The sequence below is a fragment of the Streptomyces sp. CB02923 genome, assembly GCF_001905005.1.
GTDB lineage: Bacteria > Actinomycetota > Actinomycetes > Streptomycetales > Streptomycetaceae > Streptomyces.
This window is the reverse complement of record NZ_LWKZ01000023.1, coordinates 492,115-509,125: the sequence shown is the minus strand read 5'-3', so window position 1 is coordinate 509,125 and position 17,011 is coordinate 492,115. Positions and strand designations below refer to the sequence as shown.

Here is a 17,011-nt window from a genome sequence, read left to right as displayed (position 1 = left end):
CGTTGATCACGCGAGACATGCTCAGCGGCCTGGACGCCTGTGAACCAGAGGCGCAGGACGCCCTGTTGGCCTATCTGGCCGCGGTCATCGCCCACCGTACGGCCCCGGTGCACACTGCTGTGGCTTTCAACGCCGTCTACTTCGGTTACGACGTGGAGGCCGGTGGCTATGTCGGCGGTCCCCTGGACTTCGAGGACTTTCCGTCGGTCGCCCTCGGCGACCGGCTGGAGGCGTTGCCGGTCGGCGCGATGATCAATATCCGTACGGGCGGAGACCTGCTGCCCGCGGAGATCGTCTACAAGGAGGGTGCCCACGCCGGCCTCGGCCCGTACGGCGAGACTCCCGACTGGCTGTCCGGCGCCCCGGCCGGCGCCCGGGGACCTGGCCTCCTCGCTCCCGACGAGGTGCCCGTGCTGCGCGAGCGACTGGTATTCGACACCTCCGCATTCGGGCAGGACCTGGCTCCCACGAGGGCACGTCTGCAGCGTTTGCGTCGCCGTGGACGCACAGACGACTTCGGGCACCTCGTCGTGGAGGCACGGTACGAGTGGGCGGACCCGGACCTGAGCGACGCCGACCACTACGCGCGCTATCTGGTCACAAGCGGCAGGGACCAGCTCACCAGCGCCTTGGTGCCAACGCCGTTGCCGACATTGCTCGCGCCGGGAGGCGGGGGCGCCGAATTACTGACCGCCGTGAAAGGGCTGATGAGAACCTTGCGTCAAGCTCTGGCGGAGCTGAGCGGCGTCCGGGTCTGGGGGGATTACGCCTTCACTCGGGCGTCGCTGGCCCAGAGGCTGGCGGTTCCCGGGCCGCTGGGCCGCGACGACCTGGCCCGGCTGGCTGATTCGACGGTACGCCAGGCGATACCACGGGCCGGGCGCCGGATCATGGCTATACCGCCCAGACCGGTCTACACCGCGCTCGGCGCCGCGCTGCGCTCGCATCCGCAATGGCAGGACCAGCTCCACGGCACGGACTATCCACTGGCCGTCTGCCACGCCAACTCCGTGGTGTCCGACTACGCACGGCGCGAGCAGGAGGAGGCCACAGGGCTGCTTCCGTCCGGCGTCCGGCTGAGCCTGGACGACCGATGGCAGGGCGGCGGCGTCTGGCGGGCCGAGTTCGTACCGAGCGGATCGGATCCCGCCCCCGGCACCACGGAGAAACCCGTCGGCCGGGGCTGGGCGGACAGCCTGCCGCACCGGCCGGACCACCGGACATCGTCAGCCCCGATTCCCACGCCGCCGCCGTGTCCCGAGCCGCCGAGCGGCCTCCAGGACCACCCCGGCACCGTGCTGCCCCCGCCCCCTGGTGCGGACGCTTCTCCGGCCTCGCCGGACGAAGCACTCTCTGCCGCAGAGCCGACATCGGCCGATGCGGAAGAGACGGCGCTTCCGCTTCTGTGGCCTGACGACAGTCGTCTCGGTTTTCCCATCGAGCTGGCGGCGAGCGACAGTCAGATCGAGTGGGCTCAGCCCCTTCGGCTGTTCCACGTCCTACAGGAATGTCTGCCGCTCCCCGAGCATGTCGTCGCCGAGCTTCTCCCGTCCGGTGCTCCGCAGAGGGCCGTGCGGATCGTCCTCCACCACGAAGGCCGGAACCTGCCGGCAGCCCAGTCGTGCCATGACACGTGCGTCACGGTGGACCGGCAGGGAACACGTCTCGACGGCGTCGAGTGGCCGCTGGACCTGTTCCCCGGCATCTGGTTGACCTTCACCTGGCAGCGCGGGAGCGGGGTGATCCATGCACGGACCACCATGCTTCCGCAGCCGGTGACCGTCGACGGCGAGCTGATGGAACACCGTTACGATCCGCGGGTGCTCACCCGTGATGGGACACAGAGGCTGTGCACCGGGGCGGAACCGGCCGACGAGGTGGTTCCGTCGCACCGGGCCGTGACCACCGTCCAGCTCCTTACCGCGGTCCGCAGACTCGGGCTGCTGGACCGATTCGGCTGTGCGTTGCTTGCCAGGACGGACCTGCCCGCGGCTGTCCGCGCCGTCACGGGCGAGGACGGCCTCGAAACCACCGGCATCGAGTCAGCCCTCTCCAAGTTGCTCGGCTCCGAGCTGCTCTCGGTCGCCTGGGGCAGCCGTGGTGCGGACAGCAGCACACACCATCCGCCACGGCCGGGCGAGCCGGCCGTGGAGCTCGTCCGCTATCGGCCGCATCGCGTCGATGTCGAAGGCGCTTCGTTCTCCGAGGGCTCGGGCCTCGTCCCGCCGGCTTCGGCGGACCGGGCGGTGCGCGAGCACGACGTGGCCGGGTTCCTCCGCCGCATCGGGCATCTCAAAAAGGAAGCCACTTCAGAGCAGCGCGCCCTGTACCGCGAGGACCACCGGAGGTTCCGGCTGAGCGGTCCCGACGAACTGCCGGACGGATTCACCTACGTACGCCCACACAAGCGGAGTCGATAATTCCGATATCCACGACGTACCTGCATCACCCGTACCATCCGCACGACCCGCACCAGCCGTTGGAGCCCGTATGAGCCACCCTCGCCCGTCCCGCGCCGTGTCAGGTGGAGAGATGGACACCCCTTACCCTGTCGACCTTGGCAACCGCGAGCGGAATGAGACGCCGCCCGAATTGCTCGCGGCTCTGGAGGAGTTATCTGCCGCACTCACCCGGTCCATGGACGCGCGCCCGTCCCCGACAGCTGATGCGCTCCTGCGCCTCAGCGAGGCAGACGTCGAATACGCGCTCAACTCGACACGCGTATCGTGGCGGCGCCATCTGCTGCACACGCTCCGCATCCCCATGGACGGAACCAAGGTCAACCGTGCCCTGTGCCACGACGTCCTGACCCGTATTCAACGCGACCCCGAAGCGCCCCGCGCCCGTCAGGCGGCCCTGCATCTGAGCCTGCCCGTCGTCGACGACCTGGCCCGGGCCGGCCAGCAGAACACCGTGGGCCCGTCGGACGACGGCCTTGGTCCACTCACCCATCGATGGACTCCCGCCCTGCTGCAGTTGACGGTCTGGTCACACCTCAGGGCCAGCTCCGAGGATGCTTCCCTTTGGGCGTGGGCGCTGGAGCAACCGTGGCTGGCGGAGACCGACGTCCCGGTCCAGGCGGTACGGGAAGCCGCACACCGGGTAGTCGAACTCGCGCAGCGGACGCCCGTCGCGCCCGAAGAAGACGCGGTCACTCACCACGACACGACCGCTGCCGACGACACCGCGGACGCGCAGGTAGGCAGGCCCTCTTGCCCACCTGACGCGCACCAGTTGCAGGCTGCGCTGGCGCGCATCACCGATGCGCTGAACACTGCGACCGGGCCGGCCCGCCGTGCCGCGGAGGCCGTTACTGCCCGAGCCCGGCCTTCCACCGACGATCTGAACGCGCTGTGCGAGGTGGCCGAGGCGTTCGACGACGCCGAGCGGGGCCTGGAAGCACACGGGGCGAAACCCACCGCGACCGATCTGCTCCACTTCCGGCAGGCAACCGAGACGGCGCTGACCCGGCTGTCCACCGGGCCCCTGCGCCGCCGGCTCGTCAAGGTGGCACAGCTGGAGTGCGGACCGGGCGATACGGCGCTCGCCCAGGACCTGGAAACGGCCCGCAACCGGGCCGCCGCCCTGGTGGAGGCCGACGACTGGGACGCCACGGACCGGGTGGACGCCGAGGCCCTCGATGCGCTGCTGACGATGGTGGAACGACACGCGGCGGACCAGGACCCCAGGGACATCCTCACGCTGCTGCCCACAGCCGTGAAAGGCCGCTGTGCGGCGTATCCGGCTGGGCGCTACGCCGAGCTCCGGCTCGGAGCGGCCGTTCGGGAAGCTGCCGCGCCGACAGCCGCTCGCTCCGCGTCCACTCCGCCCGTGCCGGTCCCGACTCCCCACCCGGCCGAGTCGGCTACACGGGACGCCTCCCCCGATTCGTCCGCGTCGGTGCAGGACGTGACGCAACACATGCCCCCGGCTCCGCACGACAACAGCCGAACTGGCCCGGAATGCGGTGCTGCCGGGTCCCGTGAAACGCCCCCCATCGACCAGGCCCCCGGGACGCCGGCCGTCGAGCCTCGGACCACCAGCCCCGCCCCGGTACAGCCTTCCTCGATCCCCAGCGCTCCGGAAGACCGCCCGTCGCACGTCACCCCGCCGCTCAAGTCCGCAGCTCAAAAACCCGTGGCCGGGCGGTCGGAGACCCGCGCCGCTCTGGCGCAGCTCATCTCGGCCGAGCGGTACGGCCTTGCCGCCGCGCTCGCCGTCCGACTCGATGAGCCACCGCACCGGGTCACCGCGCTGCAGCTCGCCGCCTGCGCCGATGCCGTGCACTCGGCGAGCAGTGAGAGCCTCACCGAAATGCGCGGGCTGCTCGCCGGTCACACCATCGATGAATTGACAGGTGACCGCCCCGATGCGGCGCTCACCACCGCGGCACTGCTGCGTACTGTCCTGGTGACAGGTGACACCGAAGTGGGCGCCTCCTTGAGCCGGGTAGCGAATGGCGTCCCTCCGAGCCTGGCCCGTGTGGCGGATGAGGTGGCCCAACGTGCCCTGAAGTCGTTCCTCCTGCATTCCCCGCCGCTGGCTCTGGCCCGTGACCGGGCGGAACTGGAAAGAGCCCTGGAAGATGCCCGCGACGAGTGCCGGCGGAGCCTCGAGCAGGTGCCCACCATCCGCTTCCCGCGCGGCCAGAAGATCGCCCACAACTGGTGGAACCCCAAGAACGGGCTGATCGGTTCGCTGCTGCGACAGGCTGCGGACAACAACAGGCACGGCCTCGACGCGCTCACGCGAAGAGTTCGAGAGCTGCGCGACCCCTCGGTCCTGCAGTCCGTACTGGACAAGACGGACCGGGAGTTCATGGCACCCGGAGCCCGGACGCGACTCGAGGGGTCGGCCCGTCAAGATCTGTTACGCCATACCGCGAAAGGCCTCACTCTCATCGACCGGTGGAGCCGGCAGATGCAGCAGCTCACCGCACGGGACACGGACTGGAGTGCCGACCAGGTGCAGGAGATGCGCACCGTAGTGCTCCGGCTCCGTGAGGACGTCGTGCGTGATGTGCGGGAACAAGCAGTGGCGGCCGACGTACTCACCGCTGCCGCGTTGAAGGCCACGGTCGCTTCGATTTCCGCGACCTTCGCCCTGTTGGCGGGGGAAGCACAGCTCGACGAGACCGAGTTGTCCACCGAACTGGCCCTGCGGTCGGAACTCCTGAAGATACCCGGCACGGTGATCGGTGAAGGGGGCACCATTCAGCTGGCTGCCGAGGTCTCCGTCCGCGAGCTGGTGAAGGCGGGCGGTCTTTCCTGGGAGGAGGGGGTACGAGCTCAGGTGTCCGGTGAGACGTTCGCCACGGCTCACATCATCCTCGACCTGTGGGCGAACCGGCAGCTGCCGCTGCTGCCCGCGCAGAGCGTGCCTTCGGAGGAACTGTGCGCGCACGTCGAGGAAACCGGGCGGCGGATCGCGCGGGAGCTGCGCGAGACGCGGGAGCGGCTGGAGGAGACGCTGCGCCACGCCCGCGTCGACGGTGCGCTCAACGAGGAGCAAGAGCGCCTCTTCGAGCGACGCCTGCGGGACGCCGCGCCTCACCCTGACGGTGATCTCGCCCAGGTGCGCCGGAGCCTGGTGACGCTCTCCGAAGAACTGAACCGGGCCCGGGCGGGCCACGCGGCCAAGTTGCGTACCCGGCTGGGTAGCATCGACGGGCTGGCCCCGGAGGATCAGAACCGGGTCGAGCAGCTGATCGATGCAGGTGACCTGCTCACCGCAGATGAGCTGATATCCCATTTGGTGAATGGTGAGAGCATCCCGGACATTCAGTCGTCCGACCGCAGCCTCGCCGCCTTTTTCCCGGATGTGCCGCAGGTCATGGCCGACAAGGGAGTCTGCGACGCGCTGATCGACGCCGCCCGTCAGCGGAAGCGCTATCTGAAACTGGAAGCCCTCGACTATTCCTCACTCTCTCCCGAGATCGCGGAGCAGACCGCACAGGCGCTCGCAGGCTGGGCGAACCTCGCGTCCCGCAAGGGCAGGGAACGCACCCACGGCGTTCGTGAGAGCGAACTGTTGATGCCTGCCCTCCGCCTCATCGGCTACAGCAGCAAGAAACTGCCCCAACGGATCGACGCGCCGCGTTCCGTCAGTTACCGCTTCATCGACGTACCCGCGATCGAGTACACCGGGTCGGCCCTGATGCCGGCGTTCGGGTCGGGGCTGCGCGGCAGCCTCCGCGTGATGTTGGTGTGGGACAGACCATCGTCCGAACGATTGATGTCCTGGATCCAACAGGACCCGAACGACGACAATCTGCTCGTCGCATACTTCGGCACGTTGCCGGTGCGTGACCGCGAGGTGTTCGCAGCCCAGTGCGCGGGCGGACGGCGTGCCCTCGTGATTCTCGACGACGCGGCCCTGGCTCACCTGGCCGCCTGCGGAAACCAGCGCCTGGACTCTGCCATGCGGGTGCTGCTCCCCTTCTCCGCGGTCAATCCGTACGTGATGGGCAAACGCGCTCCGGTGGCTGAGGAGATGTTCTACGGCCGTGACACGGAACTCGACGAGGTGCTGAGCACCACGGGCGAGCAGGTGGTCTTCGGTGGACGTGGTCTCGGCAAGTCGGCCCTGCTGAAAGCCGCCGGCCGCAAGTACGAGGCCCAGCTGTACGGAGCACGACTCAGCCTGCTCATCTCCCTGGACTCGACGTTCACCGGCACCAACGCTTCCTCGTCCGTCGTCTGGGACCGGATCGGACGTCGCCTGCTGGAACGTGAGGAGTTCACTTCGTCCCGCAGGGTCAAATCGGGCTCGGCTCTCACCCGCGAGCATGTTCTGACAGGCATTCAGGCATGGCTGCGCGAGGACCGGAAGCGGCGGCTGCTGATCATGCTCGACGAGGCGGACGGCTTCTTCGAGTCCGACTCACCGCAGTTCACCGAGACCAGGCTGCTGCGCGATCTCGGTGCCGACACGGATGACCGGGTGAAGGTGGTATTCGCGGGGCTCCACTCCGTACAACGCTATGCGAAGATCGCCGAGAACAGCCCGTTCGGGCACCTCTCCCAGAACCCCACAGTGATCGGCCCGCTGCCCCCGCAGGACGCGGTCGACCTGCTCACCAAGCCGCTTGAGGCACTGGGGTGCCGCTTCGAGGAACCCGCGCTGGTGCACCGCATACTCGGCCACTGCTCGTACCAGCCGTTCCTGCTTCAAATGTTCGGACACCGCCTGGTGCAGACCATGCACGGCAGACGGACCGGTACGGCGTCCTGTCCGCCGTACATCATCACCCGCGCCGATGTGGAAACGGTTCAGTCGGACAAGGATCTGCGGTTCAGCATCACTGAGGCATTTCATGACACACTGCGGCTCGACCCTCGTTACAACGTGATCGCAAACGTGGTCGCGCACCATGCACACCACTACGGCCTGGACGCCCGGCTCAGCCAGGTGCAGTTGCGGGAAGAGTGCACGTACTGGTGGCACGAGGGATTCGAGAACCTGGACACGGACCGGTTCCGTGCCTACTTGTCGGAGATGCAGGGCCTCGGAGTGCTCGCGCCCGACCCGGACCACCGGGGCTGGCATCTGCGCAGCGCCAACGCGCTCAGCATGATCGGAAACCTGGGAACGGTGGAAGCCGAACTTGCACAGGCAACCAACCGCAAGGTACCCGAACACTTCAGCAGGTTCGAGGCGCGCCACCGGTCGCGCAACGGCTACTCCCACTCCCCGCTGACTGCGGATCAGATCGCGGACGTGCTGCCTGGACATGGCAACCAGGCACGACTGATCATCGGAACTCCCGCCACCGGCGTCGACCGGGTCGCCTCAGCGCTGAGGGACGTCGCCGGGACAACCGGCTGGGAGACGCCGCAAGTGACCAAACGCTCGGACTTCGATCGCCACCTCGTGGAAGGCGCCCCCGGCCGGAAACGGATCGTGGTGTCCGATCTCACGGAGAAGAGCCCACGTGACGACGCATGCCTGGAAACCCTGGACAGCGCGGTACGCCACCTCCCCGACCGGTCCGGTGTCACCCGCTCGGCTGTGATCGTCTTGGGCCCCAGCCAGCAGGCGCTGTGGTCGCGGGCCACTGGTGGCGGGCTCGAGGACGACGGGATCGAGGTGCTCACACTGCGGCGATTCAGCCCGGACGGACTACGCGCCTGGGCCCAGGACAAAGAAGCCTTCACCTCCGACACGCAGATGGAGCAGCTCCGGGAATCCACCGGAGGCTGGCCGCTCCTCATTGACCGGCTCTCCGCCGGGCTGTTCGCCCGGCTTCCCGAGAATGAAGCGCTGCGCCAAGTGGTCACCAACTTGGAGGACGCCAAAGGTGCGAAGGAGTTCCTGCTGGAAGCCGGCCTTGTTCCGCGGACGCCGCAGTGGATCGCCTACCGCGCGGTCGCTGAATTTATGACGGAGGAAGGCATGAGTGCCGGTGATCTCCTGGCCGCGGTGGAGGCAGCCACGGACGGTGACCGGATCGACGCCGCAGAGGCGCTCGGCGCGCTACGGGCACTTCAGGTCTTCGAATCGGATGCGGCCGGCCGACACCGGCTCGAGGGCGTGCTGCGCGCATGTTGGGACCGGGTTCACGCAACCTGAGCCCAGGGCACGGGAGGTCGGTGGGGCCGACGAACTGGGGCGGGAAGCCGCCCCGGCGCCGGCCTCCTGTGCTTGAGCGTACGAGAAGGGCGCTTGCCCTGGCTCTTCGCCGCGCAGGCGCCCTTCGCCCCGCAGGCGCCCTTCGCCCCGCAGGTTTGCCGTGCTGTTCCGTTACGGCTCGATCGTGGTCGGCTTCTCGGATCGCAGGTCGCTGACGAAGCCGGACTTGATCACGCGCATCCAGTAGGAGTGCGGGCGGACCTCGGGGGGAATCCCGGCGGCGCGCTGCAGTTTCCGGTCCATCGAGGTGGTGTCGGCCGGGGCGTCCCACTGGAACGTGTAGGGGTGCCACAGGCCGATCTCGCTGCTGTAGAAGGGCTTGCGCTCCAGCAGGACGACCTGATCCGGGTTGCCGCGGGCGGGCTCCCAGTTGACGCGGACGGTGGCCGCGTCGAGGCGGTCGACGGACGTCAGCCGCGGAGCCTTCGGGATCACCGAGGAGGCGGCGGGCTTGAGGTCCTCGCTGCGGATGGTGCGCGGTACGGACGGTTCGTAGTGCTCCGGGTTCTGCAACTTTCCCGTGACGCGGAGTGCGGCGGGGGCCTGCCCCTGCCCGCCCGCGCACGCGTCGACCTGGACGACCTTGCGCCACTCGCTGGCGATCCTCACGAAGTCCTCCTTCTGGACCGGCAGCTCGCGCGCACTGCCGTCGCCTGCCCGGCTCACGGAGTAGGCGTAACGGGAGTCGTCCGAGCGGACCACCTGATAGCTGCACCGGTCCACGGCCGCGGCACGCGCGTCGACCGCCGGGCGGGCCGACGGCGCGGGGGCCGACGGAGCCGCGGCGGCGGTGCCCGCACCCGCGGCGAGAGCCCCGAGGCTCAGCGTGCACGTGGCTATGGCGGCGGCGATACGAGAGGTCATACATCCTCCGGTGACATCCAGCGGTTCACTGTGAACCGACGAGCAGACGAGCAGACGACGTGCCGACCGGGCTCCGGCCGCCTTCTCGCACCTGCGGCGCGAACCCCCGGGCGGGGGGGCGGCCTTGATCGGAGCCCGACCAGGACTGGACGCTACCGGCAATGAATGACCAAGAAATAGTCAACAACCAGCAAAGTGAGAACTTTTCGTCAACTTTCCGCAGTCGGTGCAGAACCGGTGCCCGATCCGCCGGGAGGCTGCGGCCGTCACGGGGAGGTGCACGACGGCCTGCCCGCCCTTCCGGCCTGCCGCTGCCGGAGTTTTTCACCGGCCGTCGTCCAGACCTGTCGCGCCAGGGTTTCGGCGGGCAGGACCCCGTTCAGGACCAGGTCACTGCTGTCGCGCGCCGGCTCGACGTGCCGTTCGTGCGCGTCGCGCCGGTGGTGGAGGTAGTTGCGCAGGAGGACGTCCAGAGGGAAGCCGTGGCGCAGGCACTTGCGCTGGATCTTGCGCACCAGCCGGAGGTCGGCCGGCAGGTCGAGGAAGACGTCGAGGCGCGGGCACCGTGCCGCCGGCCTGACGTGGCGGGCGAAGAGCCCTTCGACGATGACGACGGAGGCCGTGGTCAGCGCGTCGTCGGCGTCGTGGGTGAGACGCTCGATGTCGGCCGACTGGGGAGCGCCGTAGTCCAGGTGCGGTACGCCGGCGTCGTCGAGCACCCAGACGCCGCGTTCCGGTGTGTCGAAGTAGTAGTCGTCGCCGTGCAGTATCCGGCTCGTGGCGTGCGGCGCGGTGGCGGTCAGCGCGCTCGCCAGCGTCGTCTTGCCCGCGCCGGACCCTCCGGTCACCGTCAGCAGCATGTGGTTCCCCTTTTCCGCTCGTGGCACTGGGTGCACTTGGTGCACATGGCAGCGGGGCCGGGGACCATGTCAGGACGTCAAGGACGTGCGGGGTTTCTGGTCGGCATGACGCGCACCGCCTTCCGGGCGGCACGGCACCGGGTTCGCCGGCTCGCTACCTTCTCTTCGGAGCCGGCGAACGTGACGGCCGGACCGGCGCCGGAAGTTCCCGGCGCGCGGAGTGCCCGGCACGCCTCAGGCGGTCTTGCGGGCGACCGCCCCGTACATCGCGATGTCCCGGTCGTCGACCTGCTCCTGGTCGGCGTCGGGGCGCCAGTGATGGACCTGTGTCAGGCCGGGTTCGACCAGGTCGAGCCCGTCGAAGAGCTCCATGGCCTCGGCCTTGGTGCGCAGCTTCATCGGCATCCCCCGGCTCGCGTACTCCTCGGCGACCCGGTTGACCTCGCGCGGCGCGAAGTCGGCGGTGCCGATGGTCATGGCGAGGAAGCTGCCCGCGGGCAGCGGTTCGAGGAGGCGGTGCACCAGGCTGTGGTCGTCGGGCGGGAGGATGAAGTGGAGGATTCCGATGATCATCAGGCCGACGGGCTGCCGCAGGTCCAGCAACTCCTGGAACTGGGCGGAGCCGATGATGGCCTCGGGGTCGCGCATGTCGGCGTCGACGTACGCGGTCCGGCCCTCGGCGGAGCCGGTGAGCAGCGCCCGCGCGTGGGTCAGCACGATCGGGTCGTTGTCGACGTACACCGCGCGGGCGTCGGGCCGGACCTGCTGGACCACCTCGTGCAGATTCGGTGAGGTCGGCAGGCCGGTGCCGATGTCGAGGAACTGCCCGATGCCTTCCTCGCGGGCCAGGTAGCGGGCCGCGCGGTGCATGAACTTCCGGTTGGCCCGCATGTGTACGGGCAACGCGCGCCATTCCTTGCACATCGCGTCTCCGGCCTCGCGGTCCACCGCGTAGTGGTCCTTGCCGCCGAGGATGTAGTCGTACACGCGCGCCGAGTGAGCCGTACCGGTATCGATCCGGTCCACGGGGTAGCCCTGCTCCAACACCCTTGCTCCTTACGGTTGCACTTGCGCCGTGTCAGTCCGGCGCCATGGTGAGTGTAAGCGGTGCCCCGGACGGTCCCGCCAGGCCGGTGGATCTTCCGTCGTCGCAGGTGGGCGCCTTGTCGATGCGTAACCCCGCGTGCCCCCGCCCACCGCGCCGTCTCCTCTGTCAACTGGTCCGCTATTGCCTTGAATTGTTCAATCTCGTCCTGGTCCAGGTCGAGGAGCGGGAAGTCGGAGGGGGTGTGTCCGCCGGCTTCCGGGGTGTCCGTATGGGCGGCCAGGCCGTCCAGCATGTCCAGCCAGAGGCGGCCGAGGTGGGCCGCCACTGTCTCGTCCAGCATCTGGTCCGGCCAGGTCAGCGTGAGGGGCAACGCCGCACCGTCCGTGGTGTCCCGGATGAGCGCGCTTGCTTCCAGTACGTGCGGAGCGGGCATGTCCGGATCGGACGAGGAGCCGATGGCCGGTTCGCCGGTCAGTTCCCAGGCTTCGGGCGGGCCCGTCCGGTCGCGGGCGGCGGGCAAGCGGCCCATGCAGTTGAAGCTGATGCGGGGAACCGGGAGGCCCGCGCCCTCCGGGGCGTCGTGGAGTCCGTCCCCCGGTACGGCCCGGGTCTGTTCCTTGACGGCTTTGAGCAGGCGGCCATCCGCATACGACGGCTCCCGCCAGCGCCGCGAGCAGCACCGCCGGTACGCGGGCCGGTACGCGAGCCGATGCGCGGGCCGGTACGCGAGCCGATGCGCGGGCCGGTCATCGTGCGGTCCCGGTGGTGAACCGGCACCGGGACCGGCACCGGGACCGGCAGCCGTGTCCGCGGCGGTCGGGTATCCGTTCGGCACCGGACCGGTGGTGGTGAACCCGGCACGGCGAAAACGTCCCCGGTAAGGAATCCGTCAGCGGCCGAGGGTATGTGCGGTGCGGTTTCCGTAAGAAGGCGGCCGTCGGCCATATCCCTTTCCGGCGTGCGGAGAGGGACAGGATGGAGTACGTCAGGCCGTTCATGATTCCCCCTTCGGCGGAGCACGCGGACTCGGCCGTACGCACGCGGACCTGCGGACATACGACCCGACCCGGCACCACGACGACCGGCGGCACCGCGCTTTCGAGCGTGCGGCGAATTCCGCGCGTCCCGTGCATTCCAGGTCGGTCAATGACCGTTCGGAGTTCCGCGATTCGAGGTTCGACAGCCCTCACTCTGCGATCTCGTACGTACGGGGTCAACCACGACCGGTTGGACGAGCACCGGGGAATTGCGCGTCCAACCGGTTGTTTTCCGCGGGGAATGGGCCCGGGGGAATGCGCCGGGCTCTGCCGGTCACCCGCCGAGCGCTGCGAGCGTGGCGTCGAGGTCGGTGGCGCGGGGCTGGTTGTGGGGAAGCCTGGCGAGCAGGGCGGCCAGGCCGCAGGTGTTGGTGGCGGCGGAGAAGACCAGTCCGCCGCCGATCGCGGCGGACAGCCAGCGGGCACGACGGTAGCGGGTGCCGAGCGCGAGTCCGGCCACGACGAGGGAGCCGGCGGCGAGGCGGACCTGGCGTTCCATGGGCCAGACCGCCTTGACGTTCTCCTCGCGTTCGACGGGGTGGCCCTGCGCGGTCCAGGCTGCGGTGCCGCCGGTGAGGGTGGCGGCGGGAATGCCGGCGGCGGCGAGCTGCGCGCAGGCGGTGGCGGAGCGGTTGCCGGAAGCGCAGACCATCAGCAGCTCGCCCCGGGCGGCTGCCGCCTTGAGGGCGGGCAGGGCGGTGGCGAGGTGGTCGAGCGGGATGTTGTGGGCACCGGGCAGGTGGCCTGCGGCGTACTCGCCGGGAGTGCGTACGTCGACGACGGTGCAGGCGCTCAGGCGGTCGGCTGCCTGGCCGGGGTGGAGGGCGGCGTGGGTGATCATGTGCATGAGTTCCTTTTCGTTTCTTCGCCGGGGAGAGGGCGGGCCCCGAACGGATTAAGATACCCATGGGGGTATCCGGGGCAGGTGATGTCCGGGACATCCGGTATCCGGGACACGTCGGGTGTCCGGAACGTCCACCGAGGAGGAAGCATGGAGCTGGAGATGGCGGCCGACGAGCTGAAGAGCGTGCTCAACCGGCTGCGGCGGGCGCAGGGGCAGATCGCCGGGATCATCAAGATGATCGAGGACGGCCGGGACTGCGAGGACGTCATCACGCAGCTCGCCGCGGTCTCCCGCGCGCTGGACCGGGCCGGGTTCGCGATCATCGCGACGGGCCTCCAGCACTGCATGGCCGACGGGGAGCGGACCGGCGGCGACCGGGAGCAGATGCGGGCGAGACTGGAGAAGCTCTTCCTTTCGCTGGCCTGAGGCATGCGCGGGAGGCATGCGGGGGGGGAGACATGCGGAGGGGGAGGCCTGCGCCACCCGTACCACCACCTCCACGGGGCCCACGTCTCACGTCTCACATCACCGCCTCGACCAGCATGAAGGCCGCGACACCCAGCAGCACGAAGGCGAACAGGCGTTGCAGACGAGGCCCGGAGACCTTCGCGGCGAGGCGTTTTCCGTCCCAGGCCCCCAGGACGGCGGCCGCGGTGAACGGACCGACGACCGCCCAGTCCAGCGAGCCGGCCGCCCCGAAGCGGGTGGCCAGGGAGGCCAGAGAGTTGACGGTGATGACCAGCAGACTGGTGCCGACGGCAGCCTGCATCTCGAAGGCCAGCACGGTGACCAGGGCCGGGACGGCGAGGAAGCCTCCTCCCACCCCGAGCAGTCCGGTCAGGGCACCGAGCCCCGCTCCGGCCCCCGCCGCCCTTCCCGGCCGGACCCCGCGGCTTTCGGCCGCCGCCGCGGCGGGGCGCAGCATCATGACCGCGGCGAGGGCGGCGACGCCCGCGAAGGCGATGGTGAGAGCGGCTTGGGGCAGGCGGGCTGCGGCGGCTCCGGCGAGAGCCGCGGGCAGGACACCGGCGGCGGCGAAGGCCGCCCCCGCCTTCCACCGCACGTGCCCGGCCCGCGCGTGGGCGTACAGCGCGGTCAGGGAGGTGGCGGTGACGATGAGCAGACTCGCGGTGGTGGCCGCGGCGGGCGTGAAACCGAGCAGGTAGATCAGCGCCGGCACGGCCAGGACGCTGCCACCGCCACCGAGCGCGCCGAGCGCCAGCCCGACCACGGCCCCCGCGAAGAGGGCCAGAACCAGAGCACTCACGCTGCCGAGCCGTCCCGCCCGCTCGCGTCGGCGACCGGGAGCCCGGGGCTCCGCCCACATCGGTAGAGGAACATCACGCGCCTTCGGTACGAGGGTGATTCGAGAGGGATACGAGAGGGATACGGGAATGCGGGGACTCAGGAACGGGTGACGGTCAGCCCCGCGTCGACGGCGGCCTCGAAGCCGTCGTCGACGGCGACGACCTGCCGCCCCACGGCGTCCAGGAGGGAGGCGGCGATGGCCGCACGCATCCCGCCCGCGCAGTGCACCCACACGGTGCCCGGCGGGACCTCACCGATCCGGCCGTGCAGTTCGTGGACCGGTATGTGCACCGAGTCCTCGACATGGCCGCCCGCGCGTTCCGAGGCGCGGCGCACATCGAGCACCACCACCTCTTCGCCGCGCCCACGGGCGGCGGCGAGATCGGCGAAGGCGGCACGCGGGAACGCGGCGGGCTCCTCGCCCTCGCGGATCCAGTCGGCCGGTCCGCCGGTCGCGGCGGCGGCCGGACGGTCGATGCCGACCCGGGTCAGCTCCCGCTGGGCGTCGGCGATCCGCTCCGGCGTCCCGGCGAGGAGGGTGACGGGCTTGCCCCACGGGATCAGCCAGGCCAGGTACGTCGCCAGCTTGCCGTCGCCCTCGAAGTTGAACGATCCGGCCACATGCCCCGCGGCGAAGGCGACGCGGCTGCGCAGGTCCACCACCCACTCCCCCGCGGCGAGCCGCTCGGCTATCTGCCGCGCGTCGGCACGCTCGGGCGGCGTGAGGTCGACGGGGGCGGGGCCTGCGGCGTTGGCCGGGCCCATGTGGGCGTAGTACGCGGGCACGTCCTCCAGACCGGCCAGCGTACGGGCGACGAAGGTGTCCACGTCCAGGGTGAGCGCGTCGTTGGCCGTACGTTCCTTGCCGATCGTGGTGGCGTCGCCTTCGGCCTGGGAGGAGGAGCAGAAGCTGCCGAACCCGTGGGTGGGCAGCACCGGCACCTCGTCGTCGAGTTCCCCGGCGAGGCGGTGGGCGGAGGCGTACTGGGCACGGGCCAGCTGCTCGGTCAGCCGCGGCTCGACCAGGTCCGGACGGCCGACCGTGCCGATCAGCAGCGATCCGCCGGTGAAGGCCGCCACCGCCCGCCCGTCGTCCTCCAGTGCGTACGAGGTGTGGTGCGGGGTGTGGCCGGGGGTGGCGATGGCCCGCAGCACCAGGCCGTCGTCCACCGTGACCGTGTCGCCGTCGGCGACGGGAGTGCGGGTGAACGCGACCTTCGCGGCGGCCGGGACCAGGTAGGCGGCGCCGGTGACGCGGGCCAGTTCCAGGCCGCCGGTGACGTAGTCGTTGTGCAGGTGGGTCTCCGCCACGTAGGCGATACGCACCCCGCGTCTCGCCGCGGCGGTTATCACCTGGTCGATGTCGCGCGGCGGGTCGATCACGACCGCGGCGCCGTCGCCGCCGGCCAGGTAACTGCGGTTGCCCAGACCCTCGAACGCCAGGGTGTCGACGAAGAACACGGCTGCGCCTCCTCCATGTAACGGTGTACCCCGGGGGGTATCTGATGCTCACCATAACAGTGATACCCGTGGGGGTATTCCAGACAGCTGTACGTGCCGGGTGCACGGGATGACTCCGGCACTCCAGGGGAACGGAACACCTCCGTCCGGCAGCACCCCCTCTGCGACGGGTACCCGGTGGGGTATCGGGGAACCCGGATACGCCGTTCCGGACCCCGGACCCCGGACCCCGGCCCCCGAACCCCCCGGCGCTCCGGCGCTCGACGGCTGCCCGCTCCGGCGCGGCCGGGCTACAGTCGGCTACCGGTACCGGCACCTCCGACACGGAGCCTTCTCATGACCACGCCACGGGACCTGCTGATCGTTTCCCTGATCGTCACCATGGACGCGGATTCGCCGCGCCCCGTGGACCCGGGCGAACTCTCCCTCGCCCTCGCGGGAGCCGAACTGATCGACCTCCTGGAGGCCGATGCCCTCGCCCTGGACGGCGACCGCATCGTTCCCGGCGACCGGCGGACGCCTGCCGACCGCCTGCTGGACGGGGCAGCGTCGGCACTGGTCCGGCAGGCGCCCTACGAATCGGTCGCGGACTGGCTGTGGCGCCGGGGCCGCGGCCTGGCCGCCGTCTACCGGGCCGCCCTGGCGGAAGAAGGACTCGTCACCCGCAAACGCAGCCGCCTGCTCCCCCTGCGCACCGGCCGGACGACACTGGCCGACTCGTCCGCCCGTAGCCACGCGGCCGACCGCCGGGCGTCGGGCGAACCCGTCCTCGCCGCCCTCGCGGCCGCCGTGGGAATCCCCGGCCATCCGGCCGACGACGCGCTGGACGGGGCCGACGACGCGGTCACGGCCGTACTCGCCGCCGTCAACGAAGCGGTGGTGGAACTGGAAGGCGTACGGCAGCGGCGGTCCGTCGAGGACGCGGCCTTCGACAACATCTGGCGGGGTGCGTGACACG

10 protein-coding genes and 1 pseudogene are annotated in these 17,011 nt (G+C 70.1%); 4 read left to right on the top strand and 7 right to left on the bottom strand.

Annotated elements, in window-relative coordinates:
- The first annotated feature begins 2 nt into the window (after positions 1–2).
- The gene (locus A6A06_RS20770; RefSeq protein ID WP_199931025.1) at positions 3–2,420 is read left to right on the top strand and encodes a hypothetical protein; all 2,418 of its coding nucleotides are present in this window, start codon (positions 3–5) and stop codon (positions 2,418–2,420) included.
- Between the two features lie 112 nt (positions 2,421–2,532).
- Positions 2,533–8,571, top strand: coding sequence for an AAA family ATPase (locus A6A06_RS20765; RefSeq protein WP_073762773.1), 6,039 nt, complete (start codon positions 2,533–2,535; stop codon positions 8,569–8,571).
- Positions 8,572–8,742: 171 nt separating this feature from the next.
- Here the strand turns inward: A6A06_RS20765 and A6A06_RS20760 are convergent, their stop codons facing one another.
- The 5 genes and pseudogenes from A6A06_RS20760 to A6A06_RS20740 form a co-directional block, all read right to left on the bottom strand.
- The gene (locus tag A6A06_RS20760; protein WP_073762772.1) at positions 8,743–9,495 is read right to left on the bottom strand and encodes a hypothetical protein; all 753 of its coding nucleotides are present in this window, start codon (positions 9,493–9,495) and stop codon (positions 8,743–8,745) included.
- A gap of 266 nt (positions 9,496–9,761) precedes the next feature.
- Entirely contained in the window at positions 9,762–10,355 is a 594-nt protein-coding gene (locus A6A06_RS20755; RefSeq protein ID WP_073762771.1) for a uridine kinase family protein, read from the bottom strand.
- Between the two features lie 234 nt (positions 10,356–10,589).
- Positions 10,590–11,399, bottom strand: coding sequence for an SAM-dependent methyltransferase (locus tag A6A06_RS20750; RefSeq protein WP_073762770.1), 810 nt, complete (start codon positions 11,397–11,399; stop codon positions 10,590–10,592).
- 206 nt (positions 11,400–11,605) lie between these two features.
- A pseudogene (locus tag A6A06_RS40970) lies at positions 11,606–12,238 on the bottom strand (hypothetical protein); the annotation flags it as partial.
- A 476-nt stretch (positions 12,239–12,714) separates the two neighbouring features.
- Entirely contained in the window at positions 12,715–13,281 is a 567-nt protein-coding gene (locus A6A06_RS20740) for a rhodanese-like domain-containing protein (protein ID WP_073763272.1), read from the bottom strand.
- A 150-nt stretch (positions 13,282–13,431) separates the two neighbouring features.
- On the opposite strand from A6A06_RS20740, the gene A6A06_RS20735 reads away from it, so the two are divergent.
- The gene (locus A6A06_RS20735; RefSeq protein ID WP_073762769.1) at positions 13,432–13,710 is read left to right on the top strand and encodes a metal-sensitive transcriptional regulator; all 279 of its coding nucleotides are present in this window, start codon (positions 13,432–13,434) and stop codon (positions 13,708–13,710) included.
- A gap of 94 nt (positions 13,711–13,804) precedes the next feature.
- On the opposite strand, the gene A6A06_RS20730 is transcribed toward A6A06_RS20735, so the two are convergent.
- The gene (locus A6A06_RS20730; protein ID WP_073762768.1) at positions 13,805–14,551 is read right to left on the bottom strand and encodes a sulfite exporter TauE/SafE family protein; all 747 of its coding nucleotides are present in this window, start codon (positions 14,549–14,551) and stop codon (positions 13,805–13,807) included.
- Between the two features lie 137 nt (positions 14,552–14,688).
- Entirely contained in the window at positions 14,689–16,053 is a 1,365-nt protein-coding gene (locus A6A06_RS20725) for an MBL fold metallo-hydrolase (RefSeq protein ID WP_073762767.1), read from the bottom strand.
- A 336-nt stretch (positions 16,054–16,389) separates the two neighbouring features.
- On the opposite strand from A6A06_RS20725, the gene A6A06_RS20720 reads away from it, so the two are divergent.
- Complete coding sequence (locus A6A06_RS20720) at positions 16,390–17,007, top strand: GOLPH3/VPS74 family protein (protein WP_073762766.1); 618 nt, start codon at positions 16,390–16,392, stop codon at positions 17,005–17,007.
- Positions 17,008–17,011: the final 4 nt, after the last annotated feature.

Coding starts and splice junctions, on each gene's coding strand:
- A6A06_RS20735 (WP_073762769.1), top strand. CDS start 13,432: ATGGAGCTGGAGATGGCGGCCGACGAGCTGAAGAGCGTGCTCAACCGG.
- A6A06_RS20720 (WP_073762766.1), top strand. CDS start 16,390: ATGACCACGCCACGGGACCTGCTGATCGTTTCCCTGATCGTCACCATG.
- A6A06_RS20760 (WP_073762772.1), bottom strand. CDS start 9,495: ATGACCTCTCGTATCGCCGCCGCCATAGCCACGTGCACGCTGAGCCTC.
- A6A06_RS20755 (WP_073762771.1), bottom strand. CDS start 10,355: ATGCTGCTGACGGTGACCGGAGGGTCCGGCGCGGGCAAGACGACGCTG.
- A6A06_RS20740 (WP_073763272.1), bottom strand. CDS start 13,281: ATGATCACCCACGCCGCCCTCCACCCCGGCCAGGCAGCCGACCGCCTG.
- A6A06_RS20765 (WP_073762773.1), top strand. CDS start 2,533: ATGGACACCCCTTACCCTGTCGACCTTGGCAACCGCGAGCGGAATGAG.